Origin of the sequence: Pseudomonas sp. URMO17WK12:I6 (genome assembly GCF_003253625.1) — a bacterium.
Taxonomy (GTDB): domain Bacteria; phylum Pseudomonadota; class Gammaproteobacteria; order Pseudomonadales; family Pseudomonadaceae; genus Aquipseudomonas.
This window is the reverse complement of record NZ_QKYZ01000001.1, coordinates 240773-256885: the sequence shown is the minus strand read 5'-3', so window position 1 is coordinate 256885 and position 16113 is coordinate 240773. Positions and strand designations below refer to the sequence as shown.

Annotated in this window: 17 protein-coding genes; 9 read left to right on the top strand and 8 right to left on the bottom strand. The window is 60.5% G+C overall.

Annotation, left to right across the window (positions count from 1 at the left end; all coding sequences use genetic code 11):
* Window positions 1–30: 30 nt before the first annotated feature.
* Window positions 31–576 carry a twin-arginine translocation pathway signal protein gene (locus tag F475_RS01225; protein ID WP_111452986.1) on the bottom strand — a complete coding sequence of 182 codons (546 nt, stop codon included), beginning with the start codon at window positions 574–576 and terminating at the stop codon, window positions 31–33.
* A 28-nt stretch (window positions 577–604) separates the two neighbouring features.
* Entirely contained in the window at window positions 605–2035 is a 1431-nt protein-coding gene (locus F475_RS01220; RefSeq protein WP_111452985.1) for a coniferyl aldehyde dehydrogenase, read from the bottom strand.
* A gap of 146 nt (window positions 2036–2181) precedes the next feature.
* Here F475_RS01220 and F475_RS01215 point away from each other — a divergent pair, with 146 nt between their 5' ends.
* Window positions 2182–2853: a TetR/AcrR family transcriptional regulator gene (locus F475_RS01215; protein ID WP_018928685.1), complete on the top strand. Its 672-nt coding sequence runs from the start codon at window positions 2182–2184 to the stop codon at window positions 2851–2853.
* Window positions 2854–2886: 33 nt separating this feature from the next.
* Window positions 2887–3741: a sulfurtransferase gene (locus tag F475_RS01210; RefSeq protein WP_111452984.1), complete on the top strand. Its 855-nt coding sequence runs from the start codon at window positions 2887–2889 to the stop codon at window positions 3739–3741.
* A 54-nt stretch (window positions 3742–3795) separates the two neighbouring features.
* On the opposite strand, the gene F475_RS01205 is transcribed toward F475_RS01210, so the two are convergent.
* The 5 genes from F475_RS01205 to F475_RS01185 form a co-directional block, all read right to left on the bottom strand.
* The gene (locus tag F475_RS01205; protein WP_111452983.1) at window positions 3796–4632 is read right to left on the bottom strand and encodes an AraC family transcriptional regulator; all 837 of its coding nucleotides are present in this window, start codon (window positions 4630–4632) and stop codon (window positions 3796–3798) included.
* Window positions 4633–4635: 3 nt separating this feature from the next.
* Window positions 4636–5646 carry a hydrolase gene (locus tag F475_RS01200; RefSeq protein WP_111452982.1) on the bottom strand — a complete coding sequence of 337 codons (1011 nt, stop codon included), beginning with the start codon at window positions 5644–5646 and terminating at the stop codon, window positions 4636–4638.
* Window positions 5647–5719: 73 nt separating this feature from the next.
* Complete coding sequence (rsmD, locus tag F475_RS01195; RefSeq protein WP_018928689.1) at window positions 5720–6331, bottom strand: 16S rRNA (guanine(966)-N(2))-methyltransferase RsmD; 612 nt, start codon at window positions 6329–6331, stop codon at window positions 5720–5722.
* Window positions 6331–7821: a pitrilysin family protein gene (locus F475_RS01190; RefSeq protein WP_111452981.1), complete on the bottom strand. Its 1491-nt coding sequence runs from the start codon at window positions 7819–7821 to the stop codon at window positions 6331–6333. The genes rsmD and F475_RS01190 overlap by 1 nt, the downstream gene beginning before the upstream one ends.
* Complete coding sequence (locus F475_RS01185) at window positions 7814–9169, bottom strand: pitrilysin family protein (RefSeq protein ID WP_018928691.1); 1356 nt, start codon at window positions 9167–9169, stop codon at window positions 7814–7816. The genes F475_RS01190 and F475_RS01185 overlap by 8 nt, the downstream gene beginning before the upstream one ends.
* Before the next feature lie 345 nt (window positions 9170–9514).
* On the opposite strand from F475_RS01185, the gene ftsY reads away from it, so the two are divergent.
* The 4 genes from ftsY (at window position 9515) to rpoH (ending at window position 13693) form a co-directional block, all read left to right on the top strand.
* On the top strand, window positions 9515–11035 hold the full coding sequence (gene ftsY / locus F475_RS01175; RefSeq protein ID WP_111452980.1) for a signal recognition particle-docking protein FtsY: 1521 nt from the start codon (window positions 9515–9517) through the stop codon (window positions 11033–11035).
* A complete protein-coding gene (gene ftsE / locus F475_RS01170; protein ID WP_018928694.1) occupies window positions 11032–11703 on the top strand; it encodes a cell division ATP-binding protein FtsE in 672 nt (223 codons plus the stop codon). The genes ftsY and ftsE overlap by 4 nt, the downstream gene beginning before the upstream one ends.
* Window positions 11700–12725 (top strand): permease-like cell division protein FtsX, encoded by a 1026-nt coding sequence (gene ftsX / locus F475_RS01165; protein ID WP_018928695.1) that lies wholly within the window; start codon window positions 11700–11702, stop codon window positions 12723–12725. Before ftsE ends, ftsX begins: the two co-directional genes overlap by 4 nt.
* Before the next feature lie 113 nt (window positions 12726–12838).
* Window positions 12839–13693, top strand: coding sequence for an RNA polymerase sigma factor RpoH (rpoH, locus tag F475_RS01160; RefSeq protein WP_007897890.1), 855 nt, complete (start codon window positions 12839–12841; stop codon window positions 13691–13693).
* A 99-nt stretch (window positions 13694–13792) separates the two neighbouring features.
* Here the strand turns inward: rpoH and mtgA are convergent, their stop codons facing one another.
* Window positions 13793–14515 (bottom strand): monofunctional biosynthetic peptidoglycan transglycosylase, encoded by a 723-nt coding sequence (gene mtgA, locus F475_RS01155; RefSeq protein WP_111452979.1) that lies wholly within the window; start codon window positions 14513–14515, stop codon window positions 13793–13795.
* Between the two features lie 74 nt (window positions 14516–14589).
* On the opposite strand from mtgA, the gene F475_RS01150 reads away from it, so the two are divergent.
* The 3 genes from F475_RS01150 (at window position 14590) to F475_RS01140 (ending at window position 16110) form a co-directional block, all read left to right on the top strand.
* The gene (locus F475_RS01150) at window positions 14590–14961 is read left to right on the top strand and encodes a DUF423 domain-containing protein (protein ID WP_111452978.1); all 372 of its coding nucleotides are present in this window, start codon (window positions 14590–14592) and stop codon (window positions 14959–14961) included.
* A gap of 90 nt (window positions 14962–15051) precedes the next feature.
* A complete protein-coding gene (thiS, locus tag F475_RS01145) occupies window positions 15052–15252 on the top strand; it encodes a sulfur carrier protein ThiS (protein WP_007897898.1) in 201 nt (66 codons plus the stop codon).
* 63 nt (window positions 15253–15315) lie between these two features.
* Window positions 15316–16110, top strand: a complete 795-nt coding sequence (locus tag F475_RS01140; protein ID WP_007939343.1) for a thiazole synthase — start codon at window positions 15316–15318, stop codon at window positions 16108–16110.
* Window positions 16111–16113 lie beyond the last annotated feature (3 nt).

Genomic DNA, 16113 nt, shown 5'->3' with positions numbered 1-16113 from the left:
CGGCTTGCCCGCGAAAGGGACGCCACGGTTTCAGACCGTAGGCGGCCCCGGATACCCACAATGCACCCAAGATTCCGCTCGGCTGTACCACGCCATCATCACCATTTGCAGCAACGAGCTATGGCCCATGCGCAGCAAGCTCAGCGAGCTGTTTTCCCAACGGTCGAGAAAGTGTCGGATATCTTCGCCGCTGGCGTTTTCCCAGCTGCCCCAGATCCCGGTCAGTGGGCCGCGGGTGATGCCCATCCCCAGCACATCGAACAATTGCCGGGTCAGCTTGAGCATTTCCGCAGACAGGTGATCGAGGCTGTAATCCAGGCTTTTGAGGGTGCCTTCGACGGCGGCCGGCATCTTCTCGACGATCACGGCGCCGTCGAGCATTACCGGGATCAGTGCCCGCAGAAACAACAGGTCACCGCTGCGCAGAGTCGCGAAACCGTTGGCCGCCGTGCTCGACGAGCAGCCGCTGAGGCTGGCGCCTAATCCGGCCGTGGCCAGAAAGGCGCTGGCGCCCAGGCTGAATTTAAGCAGGCTGCGCCGTGACAGCGCGGGTGTGTCGGACAGGCTTGGGCTCATTATTGTTATTACCCGGCGGTGTTGATCGTTAGCGGACAAACAGCTTCTGGATCAGTTTCTGAATGGCTTTGCCATACGGTGGATAGATCAGCTTCGCCGCGTTGAAGCGCTGTTTGATCAGCACACCCTTGGCCTTGCTGAAGGTCAGGAAGCCCTCATGGCCGTGGTAGTGGCCCATGCCCGAGGCACCGATGCCGCCGAACGGCATGTCGTCCTGGGCAACGTGCAGCAAGGTGTCATTGAGGCATACGCCGCCGGAATGGGTTTCCTGGAGAACGCGGTTTTGCTCGCGCTTGTCGTAGCCGAAGTAATACAGCGCCAGCGGACGAGGCCGTTGGTTGATGTAGGCAAACGCTTCATCGAGGTCCTTGTACGGCACGATTGGCAGCAGCGGGCCGAAGATTTCGTCCTGCATCACCGTCATATCGTCACTGACGTTGAGCAGCAGGCTATGACCCATGCGCCGGCCCTGGCCCTGATCGAACAGCGGAATCAGCAGCGCGCCCTTGCTGGTGGCGTCGCTGAGGTAGCCGTTGAGCCGCGCCAGTTGTCGGTCATTGATGATGGCGGTGTAGTCCGGATTGTCGGCCAGGGTCGGATAAAACCCGCGAACTGCCTGGCGATAGGCTTCGACGAAAGAGCCGACGCGGTCTTCGGGCACCAGCACGTAGTCCGGGGCGACACAGGTTTGCCCGGCGTTGAGGGTCTTGCCGAAAGCGATGCGTTCGGCGGCATCCTTGAGCGGCACATCGCGGGAAACGATGGCCGGGGACTTGCCGCCCAGTTCGAGGGTCACTGGAGTCAGGTTCTCGGCGGCGGCGCGCATCACGTGTTTGCCGATGCTGGTGGCGCCGGTGAACAGCAGGTGATCGAAGCGCAACCGGGAGAACGCCACGCCGATGTCGGCCTCGCCGAGCACCACGCAAACCAGGTCTTGAGGGAATATCCGCCCCAGCAATTCCTTGAGCAGCAAACCGGTGGCGGGGGTCGATTCGCTGAGTTTGAGCATCACCCGGTTACCCGCCGACAGCGCCCCCACCAGTGGCCCGATGGCCAGATACAACGGGTAGTTCCACGGCACGATCACCCCGACTACGCCCAGCGGTTGATAAACGACTTTGGCCGACGCGGGTTGAAAGGCGATGCCGACTTTACGCCGCGAGGCCTTCATCCAGCTTTTGAGGTGTTGGCTGGCGTAGTGAATACCCTGCAGACTGGGCATCAATTCGGCGAGCAAGGTTTCGTCGGCGCTGCGGTGGCTGAAATCCTGGCTGATGGCGTCGATCAAGGCCTGGCGCTCATTGCTCAACAGGTCCCGCAGTGCCTTTAGCCATTGTTGGCGCTGAGCTGCCGGCGGCATCGGGTTGCCTGCATACGCGGCGCGTTGAGCATCGAACAGGGTTTGGAGCTCGTCCAGAGGCTGCTGCAAGTTCTTCAGGTAGGCGATGTCAGCAGGCATGGTCGGCTCCGGATTTATTGTAATGAGGGGATTTTTAGAGTCCATGCTCTAAAAAGTCAAATGACATCCTGACGCAGCTTTGTTTTATCCACCCACGGATAGGTCGTAAGATGCCCGTCACCGCACTCTGAATTAAAGCTCAAGCCATGGCCCCTCGGATCAAAACCAGCGAGCGCATCGTGCAGAACAGCCTGGAGCTGTTCAATCAGCAGGGCGAGCGCAGCATCAGCACCAACCACATTGCTGCCCACATGGAGATTTCTCCGGGCAACCTGTACTACCACTTCCCCAACAAGCAGGCGATTATCGCTGTGCTGTTCAGTGAGTACGAAAGCCTGGTGGACAGCTTCCTGCGCCCACCCCAGGGCCGCGCCGCGACGGTCGAAGACAAGCGCTTCTACCTCAAGGAATTGCTCGCCGCCATGTGGCGTTACCGTTTTTTGCATCGCGACCTCGAGCACTTGCTCGACAGCGATCCCGAGCTGGCCGCCCGTTACCGGCGCTTTTCCCAGCGCTGCCTGATCCAGGGCACCGCCATTTACGAAGGGTTCGTCGCCGCTGGCATCCTGAACATGGATAAGGTTCAGATCGAGTCCCTGACGCTGAACGCCTGGATCATCCTCACGTCGTGGGTGCGGTTTCTGTGCACCACGCGGGAAAACTCCAACCACTTGAGCGAACAGGCTATTAAGCGCGGCGTGTATCAGGTGTTGGTGCTTGAGGCCGGGTTCGTCACCGATCAATCGCGCGACGCGGTAAATGCGCTGTTCGACGAATTTTACGTGCCACTGGCCCAGGCGCTGGAAGAAGTGCATTAGGATTCAAGATCGACAACATCACAGGAGCCCGTTATGCCCATTGCGCAACTGATCAGCCCGCAAGCGTTGGACCTGAAAAAGGAGACCCCGGGGCTGGTGATTCTGGATTGTCGTTTTGCCCTCGAAGACCCGGATTATGGTCAGCGCAGTTATGCCGAAGGGCATATTGCCGGGTCGAGTTTTGCCGATCTCGAGCGTGATCTGAGCGGGGCGGTGGTCAAGGGGGTTACCGGGCGTCATCCGTTGCCTGAACCCGAAAAGCTGATCGAGCGCCTGCAAGCCTGGGGCATCAATGCCGACAGCGAAGTGGTTTTGTACGATGACGGTCCAGGCGCCTACGCGGCGCGGGCCTGGTGGTTGCTGGCCTGGCTGGGCAAGCGCGACGGTGTGTTCATTCTCGATGGCGGGCTGAAAGCCTGGCATGCCGCCGGATTACCCCTGAGTCTTGATCCGCCGTCGATTAATCGCGGCACCTTCACCGGGACGCCGGATGCTTCGCTGGTGCTCAGCGCCAAACAGCTCCAGAAACGTCTCGGCCAGCCCGCGTTGACCTTGCTCGACGCCCGCGCCATGCCGCGCTTCAAGGGCGAAGTGGAACCGATCGATCCGATTGCCGGGCACATCCCCGGCGCACAATGCGCCGCGTTCACCGAAAACCTGGGCAGCGACGGACGTTTTCTGCCCGCCGATCAGCTCAAGCAGCGGTTTGCCGCGAAGCTCGGTGATCGTTCGCCGACGGAGCTGGTCGCGTATTGCGGTTCCGGCGTGACGGCCTGCCACAACCTGTTCGCCCTGTGCCTGGCGGGTTATCCGTTGGGGGCGTTGTATGCCGGTTCGTGGAGCGAGTGGATCAACGACCCTGCGCGAGGCGTCGCCACCGGCGAGTAAGCGCAGAGCCAATGTGGGGGCTGGCTTGCTCCCACATTTGGATCTTTGCTGTCATCAACCGGGTAACTGCCGCGCGCTGCGATACGCTCCCGGTCCAACGCCATAAACCTGCTTGAATTGCCGACTCAGATGACTCTGGTCGGCAAAACCCAGTTGCGTCGCGACTTCCAGCGGCAGACAGCCGTCCTGTAACAACGCCCGTGCCCGAGCGATACGCTGCTGCATCAGCCAGGCGTGCGGCGGCATGCCGGTGGTGCGGCGGAACACCCGGGCGAAGTGGAAAGGGGACAGGTTCACCGTCGCCGCCAGTTCTTCCAGCGAGGGCGGCGCCGCCAATTGCGATTGCAGCCGTTCTTTGGCCAAGGTCACCGCGCGGTGTTCCTTGCCGGGTTTGCCGGCGATCGGAACAGCTGCGTGGCGTTGCAACAGCGACAACATCATTTCCCGCCAGACCGTTTGCTGCTGCAGGGCCGTGGATGGACTTTCCAGCAGTCGATGCAGTTGGCAGAACCCCCTCACCAGATCCGGGTCGCGGTACAGCGTGGCGCCAAACACCGGCAAGGTGTCGCTCGGCAGTTCTAGCTCTTCCAGCAGCGAGAGAATTTGCCCGCTGTCGGGATAAAACGCCCGGTACAACCAACCGTCTTCCGTACCTTTGTGGCCAGTGTGCAGTTCATCCGGGTTGATCAGCACCAGCGTGCCGCTGCCCGCCAAATGCTCGGCACCGCGATAGCGATAACGCTGGGCGCCGGCCATGATCATGCCGATCACATAGCCGTCATGCACATGCGGGGCGAAACGGTGTTCGATGTAGCGCGCGGACAACAACTCGACCCCGGCCAGCGGTGCCGTTTGCCAGAAGTGGATCGACTCGCCCTGATCGACTTCCACTGTTTACTTGCGCCCTGTGGCGGCCAGCCATTGGGGAATACGCCGTTCCAGGTAGTAACCCGGTTGCCTGAACGAGCCCTCGACGAAACCGACATGCCCGCCCTTGGCCTGCAGCTCGAATTGAGTGCTGGCGGACAATTCGTCGGCTTGCGGCAGGCTATGCGGAAACACAAACGGATCGTCAGCCGCCTGGATAATCAGGGTCGGCGTGCGAATCTCTCCAAGGAAATAACGACTCGAAGCGCGACGATAGTAATCCGCGGCATCGGCGAAACCATTGAGCGGCGCGGTGACCCGGCCGTCGAAATCCCAGAAGGTGCGCAAGTTCTCCAAAGAGCCCAGCGCCTCCAATGCCGCCAGGCCAACCTCATGGCCCTCATGCTGGAATCTGCGTTGTTTGTTCTTGATGTAGGCGACCATCTCTCGCATGAAATGCGCTTGGTAGAACTGGGAAAAACCCTGGCTGATACGATCGGCACAGTGATCGAGGCGAAACGGCACCGACACTGCCACCGCACCGAGTACACCGCTGTTGCTGCCGGTTTCACCCAGATGCTTGAGCAACACGTTACCGCCCATGGAATAACCAACCGCATACAGCGGCGCGAGGGGGCGTTGGGTGCGCAGGTGCCTGATGGTTTCCGCCAAATCTTCACTGGCCCCGGAATGGTAACTGCGCGGCAACAGATTGGGCTCGCCGGAGCAACCTCGCCAGTTCAGCGCGACGCTGGCCCAACCCTGTGCACCCAGCGCTTTCTGCATGCCGGCCACATAAGGCGAATTCGACGAGCCGGTCAGGCCGTGCAATACCAGCACCAACGGTGCATTCGCGCTGTGGGGGCCGTGCCAGTCCAGGTCAAGGAAATCGCCATCTTCAAGCCACAATCGCTCGCGCTCACGCTCGATATGCGTGGTTTTGCGCCATAGCGGTCCCCACAAGGTTTGTAAGTGCGGATTACCCAGGCCGTAGGCGGGCGTGAAGGCAGGGGTGAAACGTTCTGGCAGATGGGACACGATTGCTCTCGATGCTGCGGCGCGTACCCGCAGCGTTAGCTGACTGAGCTTCGCACCGTTTTCTCAGGCCGGACTAGCCGGCGATCCCTGCCATACGTTGCCACAACGCGTAGTACACCCGTCCCGATTTTTGCTCCCGATGCAGGCGCCAATTTTCTGGCAAACCCAATATCGACGGTGCGCTTTCGCTTTCAGTGTAGACCCACGCATCGTCGGCCAGCCAATGACGTTCTTCGAGCAGAGTGCAAACAACAGGCAACAGATTCTGATTGAACGGCGGGTCGAGGAATACCAGGTCGAACGCCGTGGCCGGTTGGGTTTCCAGATAGCGCAAGGCGTCGGCAGTCTGTACCTGGCCGTTGGTGCAGCGCAGGGTGCCCAGATGTTCTTTCAGGCTGGACACCGCGATGTTGCTGGCGTCCAGCGCCTGGCCCATGGCCGCGCCACGGGACAAGGCTTCCAGGAACAGCGCGCCGCTGCCGGCAAACGGATCGAGTACCTTGGCCCCGGCGACGTAAGGCGCGAGCCAGTTGAACAGGGTTTCACGCACCCGGTCCGGCGTCGGGCGCAGGCCTGGGGCATCCGGGAAGCTCAGCTTTCGGCTGCGCCATTCGCCACCGATGATGCGCAGTTGGTTCACACCGTTATGCACGTTATGGACAGGTTTTTTTGGGCGAGTGGCCATTAATGCTCCGGAACCCCGAGCGGTTGCTCGGCGGGTTTGTCAGTTGGGGCCGGCAACGGCTTTTGTGGCACGGTCGGGCCAGCGCTGACGATGACCAGTTTATCCGTGCTCAGGTGTTTGTTCAGTGCGGCTTTGACTTGCTCGACGGTTAGGCTCTGGGACTGTTGCATGAAGTCTTCCAGGTAACTCAGAGGCAAGTTGTAGAAACCCATGGCACCGATCTGGCCGACGATATCGGCGTTGCTGGCGGTGGACAGTGGGAAGCTGCCGGCCAGTTCACGCTTGGCGTCGTCGAGTTCTTTCTCGGTGGGGCCGGTCTTAAGGTAGTCGGCGAGCACATCCTGCACCAGTTTCAGGGTGCCTTCGCTCATCTCGGCGCGGGTTTGCAGGTTGATCATGAACGGGCCACGAGCCTGCATCGGGCTGAAACCCGAATACACGCCATACGACAAGCCACGCTTCTCGCGCACTTCGCTCATCAGCCGGGTGCCGAAACCGCCGCCGCCAAGAATCTGGTTGCCCATGGACAGCGCTGCGTAATCCGGATCGTCACGGTCGATACCCAGTTGCGCGATCATCAGGTTGGTCTGTTTGGACGGAAACTCGATGTGGCCGATGCTGGGCTTGGGGTCGGTCGGTTGTTCGATTTTCGCCAGGGCCGAGCCTTTGGGCAGGTCGGCGGACACCTGGGCGGCAACTGCCTCGGCCTCGGTGCGCGACAGGTCGCCTACCAGCGCAATCACCACGTTGCCGGCGGCGTAGGCTTTCTGATGGAAGGCTCGCAACTGCGCCAGGGTAATCGGGGGAATACTCTTGGCTGTGCCGTCGCTGGAGTGTGCGTACGGGTGATCGCCATACAAGCGGTTCATCAGCTCCAGGCTGGCGAGTTTGCCGGGGTTCTGTTTCTGGTATTCGAAGCCGGCGAGCATCTGGTTCTTGATGCGCGCAAACGAGTCGGCGGGGAAGGTCGGCTTGCCGACGACTTCAGCGAACAGCTTCAAGGCAGGCTCGCGTTTGTCCACGGCACTGAGGCTGCGCAGGGAGGCAAGCGCCATGTCCTTGTACGCGCCGTTGCTGAAGTCAGCCCCCAATCCTTCGAAGCCCTGAGCGATGGCGCCGACATCTTTGCCGGCCACACCTTCGTTGAGCATGGCGTTGGTCAGCAATGCCAGGCCGGGTGCATCACCGTCCTGGCTGCTGCCGGCGGCGAAGATCAGGCGCATGTCGAACATCGGCAGTTCACGGGCTTCGACGAACAATACCTTGGCGCCTTCGGCGGTATTCCAGGTCTGCACGTTCAGCGAGCGATGGCTTGGGGCCTTGCCGTCGAGTTCGGCCAGCGATTGCAGCTTTTGGCTGGACTTGGCCTTGTCGAGGGCTTCGCTGGCGTTGGACTCGTCGGGTTTTGACAGATAGAAGGCGGCAGACCCGATCAGTGCAACAGCGATCAGGCCAATCAGGGCCAGACGCGACTTTTTACGCTCACTCATGAGTCGTCTCCTGTGGCAGTACATGGGCGACGCTGAGACGTTCGCGGGTGAAATACAGCTTGGCGGCCTTCTGGATATCTTGCGGGGTCACGCTTTCCAGGTCGGCGAGTTCGGTGTCCATCAGTTTCCAGGACAGGCCGACGGTTTCCAACTGTCCGATGGCGGTGGCCTGGCTGGTGATCGAGTCACGCTCAAAAACCAGGCCGGCAATGACCTGCGCTCGTACCCGCTCCAGTTCTTCAGCGGATGGCGCGGTGGTTTTCAGTTGTTCGAGCAGTTTCCACAGGCCGGCTTCGGCCTGGGCCATGGTTTTATTTTTCTGGGTGTTCGGCGAAGCCGACAAGGTGAACAGGCTGTCGCCACGGGTATAGGCGTCGTAGCTCGACGACCCGCCGGACACCAGCTCTTCGCCGCGTTCCAGTTGCGTCGGGATGCGGCCGCTGTAGCCGCCGTCAAGCAGGGCGGAAATCAAGCGCAGGGCGTTCACCGAGCGTTTGTCTTCGGCGGTGGCAATGCTCGGCACGTTGAAGGCCAGCATCAGGCTCGGCAATTGGGTCTGCACATGCAGGGTGATCTTGCGTTCGCCGGGCTCAGCCAGCTCCAGCGGGATTTTCGCCGGTGGCACGTCGCGCTTGGCGATCGGGCCGAAGTAACGCTGGGCCAGTGTTTTGACTTCGTCCGGGGTCACATCGCCGACCACCACCAGAGTGGCGTTGTTCGGCACATACCAGGACTGGTACCAATGGCGCAGTTCTTCGACTTTCATGCGGTCGAGGTCGGCCATCCAGCCGATGGTCGGCGTGTGGTAACCGCTGGCGGGGTAGGCCATGGCCATGAAACGTTCGTAGGCCTTGGACATCGGCTTGTCGTCGGTGCGCAGGCGACGCTCTTCTTTGATCACCTCGATTTCGCGGGTGAACTCGTCGGCCGGCAGGCGCAGGTTGGCCATGCGGTCGGCTTCCAGTTCGAAGGCCACGCCCAGACGGTCGCGGGCCAGCACCTGGTAATACGCGGTGAAGTCGTCGCTGGTGAAGGCGTTCTCCTCGGCGCCGAGGTCGCGCAGGATCAGCGAGGCTTCGCCGGGGCCGACTTTCTCGCTGCCCTTGAACATCATGTGTTCCAGCGCGTGGGACAACCCGGTCTGGCCCGGGGTCTCGTAGCTGGAGCCGACCTTGTACCAGATCTGGGAAACGACGACCGGCGCACGATGGTCTTCGCGCACGACAACCTTCAGGCCGTTGTCGAGGGTGAATTCGTGGGTCGGTTGTGGATCGGCAGCCAGGGCCGAGAGGGGCAGACAAACTGTGCTGAGCAGCAGGCCTGCAGCGCGGCGGGCTAGAGCATTCATTCGTTTTTAAACCTGTTGGGCTGCCCGCTTGGTCTTAGCGTCGGCGGGCGAGAGGGTGCTAGGATACTGATCCGTTTTACTGGCGGCCACGCCTATCAAGCCTTTGATCGGCTTGCAGGTTGTATGGGTTACCGGCAGAAGCTTTGAGTTTGTCAGCTAAACTCTGCGTTTTCGCCGACGATGCCGTTCCAGTCCTTCGTATTAGTCGACCTTTGAGGCGCCGTTGGCTCCTCGACAAAATGTTGCGCGTGAACAAGCTGGATGAATCGCAGTCTGTTCAGCATCGAATTATTTATTTGCCGAGGCGCCTTTTGGCGCGTCGCTACCGTGAGATAGCCGTCCTCCATGTTTGGTTCCAACGACGACAAGAAGACCCCAGCTGCGGCTGGTGAGAAGAAAAGCCTGTTCGGATGGCTGCGCAAAAAGCCGCAGGAACCCGTTGTCGAACAGCCACAGCCACTTTCTGTGCCAACCCCGGCACCGGTTATAGAGCAAAAGCCTGCGCCGATTGCCGAGCCGGTGCTGCAACCTGCGGCCGCGCTCGTACCTGAAACCGAAGTCGCGGCCCCATTGCCGCTGACGCCAGTTGCTACGCCGTGGCTGACTTTGCCGGTAGCGGAAGAGCCGGTGGCGTTGGTTGAAGATGAGCAAGCGCCGCACATCACGCCACCGATTCCGGCCCCGACTGCGTTTGCTCCGGAGCCGGTTCGGGCGCCAGTGGTTGAGCCGGCAGTCGTTGCACCGGCAGCCGTTGCGCCCGTGTTCGTGGCCGAACCTGCTCCAGTGGTTACAGAGCCGGCAGTGCCAGCATTTGTTGCTCCGGTTGCTCCGGTTGCTCCAGCGCCTGCGCCTGCACCCGTCATCGCTCCTGTTGCCGCCACACCGGTTGCGCCCCTCGAAACTCCAGTCGAGCCTGTGCGTACCGAAGAGACCAAAGCCGGTTTCTTCGCCCGTCTCAAGCAAGGCCTGTCCAAGACCAGTGCCAGCATTGGCGAGGGCATGGCCAGCCTGTTCCTCGGCAAGAAAACCATTGATGACGAACTGCTCGAAGACATCGAAACCCGTCTGCTGACCGCCGATGTCGGCGTCGAAGCGACGTCGGTGATCATTCAGCGCCTGACTCAGAAAGTCGCCCGCAAGGAGCTGGCCGATGCCGACGCGCTGTACAAATCCCTGCAAGCCGAATTGGCAGCGATGCTCAAACCGGTCGAGCAGCCGCTGAAAATCACCTCGCAGAACAAGCCGTTCGTGATTCTGGTGGTCGGCGTCAACGGTGCCGGCAAAACCACCACCATCGGCAAGCTGGCGAAGAAGCTGCAACTGGAAGGCAAGAAAGTCATGCTCGCCGCCGGTGACACCTTCCGCGCCGCAGCGGTCGAGCAACTGCAGGTCTGGGGCGAGCGCAACAAGATCCCGGTGATCGCCCAGCACACCGGCGCCGACTCGGCTTCGGTAATTTTCGACGCTGTGCAGGCCGCCAAGGCCCGTGGCATTGATGTGTTGATCGCCGACACCGCCGGTCGCCTGCACACCAAAGACAATTTGATGGAAGAGTTGAAGAAGGTTCGCCGGGTGATCGGCAAGCTCGATGCCGACGCGCCTCATGAGGTGCTGTTGGTGCTCGACGCCGGTACCGGCCAGAACGCCATCAACCAGGCCAAGCAATTCAACCAGACCGTCGAATTGACCGGCCTGGCGCTGACCAAACTCGACGGCACCGCCAAGGGTGGGGTGATTTTCGCCCTGGCCAAGCAGTTTGGCTTGCCGATCCGTTACATCGGCGTTGGTGAAGGCATCGACGATTTGCGTACTTTTGAAGCAGAACCCTTTGTCCAGGCATTGTTTGCCGAGCGGGAGCGTTCATGATTCGTTTCGAACAGGTCGGTAAACGCTACCCGAACGGTCACGTCGGCTTGCATGAGCTGAGCTTTCGAGTCCGTCGGGGCGAATTCTTGTTTGTCACCGGCCATTCCGGCGCCGGTAAAAGCACCTTGTTGCGGCTGTTGCTGGCCATGGAACGTCCGACCACCGGCAAATTGCTGCTGGCCGGGCAAGACCTGAGCACCATCAGCAACGCACAGATTCCGTTCCTGCGCCGACAGATCGGCGTGGTGTTCCAGAACCACCAGTTGCTGTTCGATCGCACGGTGTTCAATAACGTCGCGTTGCCGTTGCAGATCCTTGGCCTGTCCAAGGCCGAGGTCGTCAAGCGCGTGGACTCGGCCCTGGAGCGCGTGGCACTCTCGGACAAAACCGATCTCTACCCTGGCGACCTGTCTACCGGCCAGCAACAGCGCGTCGGCATCGCTCGCGCCATCGTTCACCGCCCGGCCTTGCTGCTGGCGGATGAACCGACCGGTAACCTCGACCCGCGTCTGGCGGCAGAAATCATGGGCGTGTTCGAAGACATCAACCGTCTGGGCACCAGCGTGCTGATCGCCAGTCACGACCTGGCGCTGATTGCCCGCATGCGTCATCGCATGCTGACCCTGCAGCGTGGTCGATTGATCGGCGACGGGGAGGCCGGCGTATGAGTGCGACACGTAGCCCCAAGGTTTCCGAGCGTGTGGCCCCGAAGGCCGCCGACCCGCAACCACAGCAGAAGAAAAAACGCGACGATGACGATGGCCCGGATTTCGCCACGCTGTTCCGCGCCTGGATCGAAAGTCATCGTGCCAGTTTGCTGGACAGCTTGCGTCGCTTGGGCAAGCACCCGATCGGCAGCTTTTTCACCTGCATGGTGATGGCGGTGGCCCTGAGCTTGCCGATGGGGCTGTCACTTTTGCTGAATAACGTCGAGCGTCTCGGTGGCTCCTGGCAGCGTGCGGCGCAGATTTCCCTGTACCTGCAACTTGAGGCCAGCCCTGCCGAGGGTGAGTCGTTGCGTGAGCAGATCAAAGGCATGCCGGGGGTAGCGGATGCCGAATACGTGGGCCGCGATCAGGCACTGGAAGAGTTCCAGCAGCAGTCCGGTCTGGGCGAAGCCCTTAAGGAACTGCCGGAAAACCCGCTGCCAGGCGTGGTTCTGGTGACTCCGAAAGAGGTCGACAAGCCTGCGCTTGAAGCATTACGACAAAAACTTTCCGAGTTGCCGAAGGTACAACAGGCGCAACTTGATCTAGTCTGGGTCGAGCGTCTGGCGGCCATCCTCAAGCTGGGCGACCGTTTTGTCTTCGGTCTGACCGTGCTTTTGGTTTCTGCATTACTTTTGGTGATAGGCAATACCATTCGTCTTCATATTGAAAACCGCCGCACAGAGATAGAAGTGATTAAACTCGTCGGCGGCACGGACAGTTATGTGCGCAGGCCCTTTCTGTACATGGGCGCGCTATATGGCTTCGGTGCGGGGATTCTTTCCTGGGGCGTATTGGCGTTCGGCCTGAACTGGCTGAACGACGCGGTGGTTGGACTGGCCGGTTTGTACGGCAGTGATTTTGCGCTGGCCGGAGTGCCAGTTGCCGACGGTCTGTCGCTCTTGCTTGGCGCGGTGCTGTTGGGGTATATCGGTGCATGGATTGCAGTCGCACGCCACCTGCGGGAGCTTGCGCCAAAGTAATATCATTTTGCTCGTATTGACCTTTCAGCGTTTATGGGAACTTGTTTTTTGGTTTCCGGTCAATTTTCGCAGTGCTGAACTGCACGAGTTATGTAAGTCGGAGGTTTTTTCGTATGACCAATTCTTTGCAACCTGCATATGCTCTGGTCCCGGGTGCGAACCTGGAGGCCTATGTGCACACGGTGAACAGCATTCCATTGCTGACGCCGGAGCAGGAGCGTGAACTGGCCGAGAGTCTCTATTATGAGCAGGATTTGGGGGCGGCTCGGCAGATGGTGCTCGCCCACCTGCGTTTTGTCGTACACATTGCCCGTAGCTATTCCGGTTACGGCCTGGCCCAGGCTGACCTGATCCAGGAAGGCAACGTCGGCCTGATGAAAGCGGTCAAGCGTTTCAACCCGGAAATGGGTGTGCGCCTGGTGTCCTTTGCGGTGCACTGGATCAAGGCGGAAATCCACGAGTTCATCCTGCGCAACTGGCGGATCGTCAAAGTCGCGACCACCAAGGCTCAGCGCAAGCTGTTCTTCAACCTGCGCAGCCAGAAGAAACGTCTGGCCTGGCTGAACAACGAGGAAGTCCACCGTGTGGCGGAAAGCCTCGGCGTAGAGCCGCGGGAAGTGCGCGAGATGGAAAGTCGCCTGACCGGCCATGACATGGCCTTCGACCCGGCCGCGGAAGCGGACGACGACAGTGCCTTCCAATCGCCGGCCAACTACCTGGAAGACCACCGGTACGACCCGGCCCGTCAACTGGAAGATGCCGACTGGAGCGACAACTCCAACCACAACCTGCACGAAGCGCTTGAAGTGCTGGACGACCGCAGCCGCGACATTCTCTACCAGCGCTGGCTGGCAGAAGAAAAAGCCACGCTGCACGACCTGGCGCAGAAGTACAACGTGTCGGCCGAGCGTATTCGTCAGCTCGAGAAGAGCGCGATGAACAAGCTCAAGTTGTCGATCGCTGCGTAACCCGCGCGAAGGCAATAAAAAACGCCCCGATCATTGATCGGGGCGTTTTTGTTTCTGCCCAATTTCCGGTTTAGCGTCGACTTTGTGGGATCTTCGGTGTCATTGAGCCCATGGCGCCCGGCGGGAATCGTTGAGGCCGACCAGATAGCTGTCCCCGCCCAACTGATTCATCTGCTGGCGAATCCACCCCGCCCGCCTTGCAACGTAAGAAGTCGGATGGCTGGCACTCCACACCCGCGGGTTCGGCAGTACCGCGGCCAACAAACTTGCCTGCTGCCGGGACAGCGAACCAGCGCCCACGCCAAAGTGATGCCGGGCCGCCGCTTCGGCGCCGAACACACCTTCATCCCACTCGACGCTATTGAGGTATACCTCAAGAATCCGCTGCTTGGGCCAGAACACTTCGATCAGCCCGGTAAACCAGGCTTCCAGGCCTTTACGCAGCCAGCTGCGGCCAGACCACAGAAACAGGTTTTTCGACACTTGCTGGCTCAGGGTGCTTGCGCCGCGAATCGAGCCGCCGCGCTCGTTATGTGCAAACGCCGCCTGAATCGCGCTGAAATCAAAGCCCCAATGCTCGGCAAACTTCTGGTCTTCACCGGCAATCACCGCGACTTTCAGGTCGTCGGAGATTTCATCCCAGGGTTTCCAGGTGCGTTGCAGATCGATGGGCTCGCCGTCGATCCAGGATTCGATCTTGCGCTCGACCATCAACGCCGTTCCTGGTGGCGGCACCACCCGAAACAGCAGAACCAGCAAAACACTGCCGGCCGCGAACCAGAGCAGGGCCTTTGTGAAACGACGGAAAATTAACTGCAGCATAGAGATGGCTTGGCCGAACCCGTTGAGCCGGCCATTATACAGACCCTGCTGATCGAGTCTGACTGGAGTTCTTCATGCTGCGTAGCTTTCTGATGCTAGCCGCTTTCTTCGGTTTCACCGGCGTTGCCTTGGGCGCATTCGCCGCCCACGGCCTGAAAAACCGCCTGACGCCTGAGTATTTGGCGATTTTCCACACGGGCGTCACTTATCAACTGGTGCATACCCTGGCGTTGCTGGGTGTTGCATTGCTGGCCACGCAGATTCCCGGTCGTCTGATTACCTGGGCCGGCGCCTCGTTTGCCATTGGCATTGTGTTGTTTTCCGGCAGCCTGTATTTGTTGACGATGACTGGCGTCAGCAAGCTTGGGATCGTTACACCGTTCGGCGGTCTCGCGTTTCTGGTCGGCTGGGTTTGCCTGGGGCTAGCCGCCTGGCGGCTGAGCTGACCACGCAGTCCATTTCGTGACGAATGGCTTGGGTCGCCAAGTCTGATCGGGCTAGAATGCCAGCCCCTAAAAATGATGGCGGCATTCGGCATGCGCATTCAGTTGAACGGCGAATCCCTTGAACTGCCCGACGGTGAAACCGTTGCGGCCCTGCTGACCCGTCTGGAACTGACCGGGCGCCGGGTGGCGGTCGAGCTCAATCTGGATATCGTCCCGCGCAGCCAGCACGCTGAAACCACGCTGAACGACGGCGACTCGGTCGAAGTGGTACACGCCATCGGCGGCGGCTAGCCGCCCGGCCCGAGCGGCCACAGAATCATTCTGCAAGAACCTCACCCCAACAGAGGATTTCCCATGAGCATCGTTCGTAGCGACAAGCCCTTCGTCCTGGCCGGTCGTACTTACCAGTCGCGTTTGCTGGTAGGCACCGGCAAGTACCGTGACATGGAAGAAACCCGCCTGGCCATCGAGGCTTCGGGTGCCGAGATCGTCACCTTCGCCGTGCGCCGGACCAACCTCGGCCAGAACCCGGGCGAACCGAACCTGCTCGAAGTCCTGTCGCCGGATCGCTACACCTTCCTGCCGAACACTGCCGGTTGCTACGACGCCATTGAAGCCGTGCGCACCTGCCGCCTGGCCCGTGAGCTGCTCGACGGCCACAACCTGGTGAAGCTGGAAGTGCTGGCGGATCAGAAAACCCTGTTCCCCAACGTGATCGAAACCCTCAAGGCCGCCGAAGTGCTGGTCAAGGAAGGCTTCGACGTGATGGTGTACACCAGCGATGATCCGATCATTGCCCGTCAACTGGCGGAAATCGGCTGTATCGCAGTCATGCCGCTGGCTGGTCTGATCGGCTCGGGCCTGGGGATCTGCAACCCGTACAACCTGCAGATCATCCTCGAAGAGGCGAAAATTCCGGTGCTGGTGGATGCCGGTGTCGGTACTGCCTCCGACGCCACCATCGCCATGGAGCTGGGCTGTGAAGCGGTGCTGATGAACTCGGCCATCGCCCATGCCCAGCAGCCGATCATGATGGCTGAAGCCATGAAACACGCCATCGTGGCAGGTCGTCTGGCCTACCTCGCGGGCCGCATGCCGAAAAAACTCTATGCCAGCGCCTCCTCGCCGCTGGATGGTCTGATCAAGTAAGAG

Excerpts from the sequence above, each read along its gene's own strand:
- F475_RS01215 (WP_018928685.1), top strand. The coding sequence starts at position 2,182 with ATGGCCCCTCGGATCAAAACCAGCGAGCGCATCGTGCAGAACAGCCTG.
- rsmD (WP_018928689.1), bottom strand. The coding sequence starts at position 6,331 with ATGGCCACTCGCCCAAAAAAACCTGTCCATAACGTGCATAACGGTGTG.
- F475_RS01190 (WP_111452981.1), bottom strand. The coding sequence starts at position 7,821 with ATGAGTGAGCGTAAAAAGTCGCGTCTGGCCCTGATTGGCCTGATCGCT.
- F475_RS01150 (WP_111452978.1), top strand. The coding sequence starts at position 14,590 with ATGCTGCGTAGCTTTCTGATGCTAGCCGCTTTCTTCGGTTTCACCGGC.
- F475_RS01225 (WP_111452986.1), bottom strand. The coding sequence starts at position 576 with ATGAGCCCAAGCCTGTCCGACACACCCGCGCTGTCACGGCGCAGCCTG.
- thiS (WP_007897898.1), top strand. The coding sequence starts at position 15,052 with ATGCGCATTCAGTTGAACGGCGAATCCCTTGAACTGCCCGACGGTGAA.
- ftsX (WP_018928695.1), top strand. The coding sequence starts at position 11,700 with ATGAGTGCGACACGTAGCCCCAAGGTTTCCGAGCGTGTGGCCCCGAAG.
- F475_RS01140 (WP_007939343.1), top strand. The coding sequence starts at position 15,316 with ATGAGCATCGTTCGTAGCGACAAGCCCTTCGTCCTGGCCGGTCGTACT.
- rpoH (WP_007897890.1), top strand. The coding sequence starts at position 12,839 with ATGACCAATTCTTTGCAACCTGCATATGCTCTGGTCCCGGGTGCGAAC.
- ftsY (WP_111452980.1), top strand. The coding sequence starts at position 9,515 with ATGTTTGGTTCCAACGACGACAAGAAGACCCCAGCTGCGGCTGGTGAG.
- F475_RS01185 (WP_018928691.1), bottom strand. The coding sequence starts at position 9,169 with ATGAATGCTCTAGCCCGCCGCGCTGCAGGCCTGCTGCTCAGCACAGTT.
- mtgA (WP_111452979.1), bottom strand. The coding sequence starts at position 14,515 with ATGCTGCAGTTAATTTTCCGTCGTTTCACAAAGGCCCTGCTCTGGTTC.
- ftsE (WP_018928694.1), top strand. The coding sequence starts at position 11,032 with ATGATTCGTTTCGAACAGGTCGGTAAACGCTACCCGAACGGTCACGTC.
- F475_RS01210 (WP_111452984.1), top strand. The coding sequence starts at position 2,887 with ATGCCCATTGCGCAACTGATCAGCCCGCAAGCGTTGGACCTGAAAAAG.
- F475_RS01220 (WP_111452985.1), bottom strand. The coding sequence starts at position 2,035 with ATGCCTGCTGACATCGCCTACCTGAAGAACTTGCAGCAGCCTCTGGAC.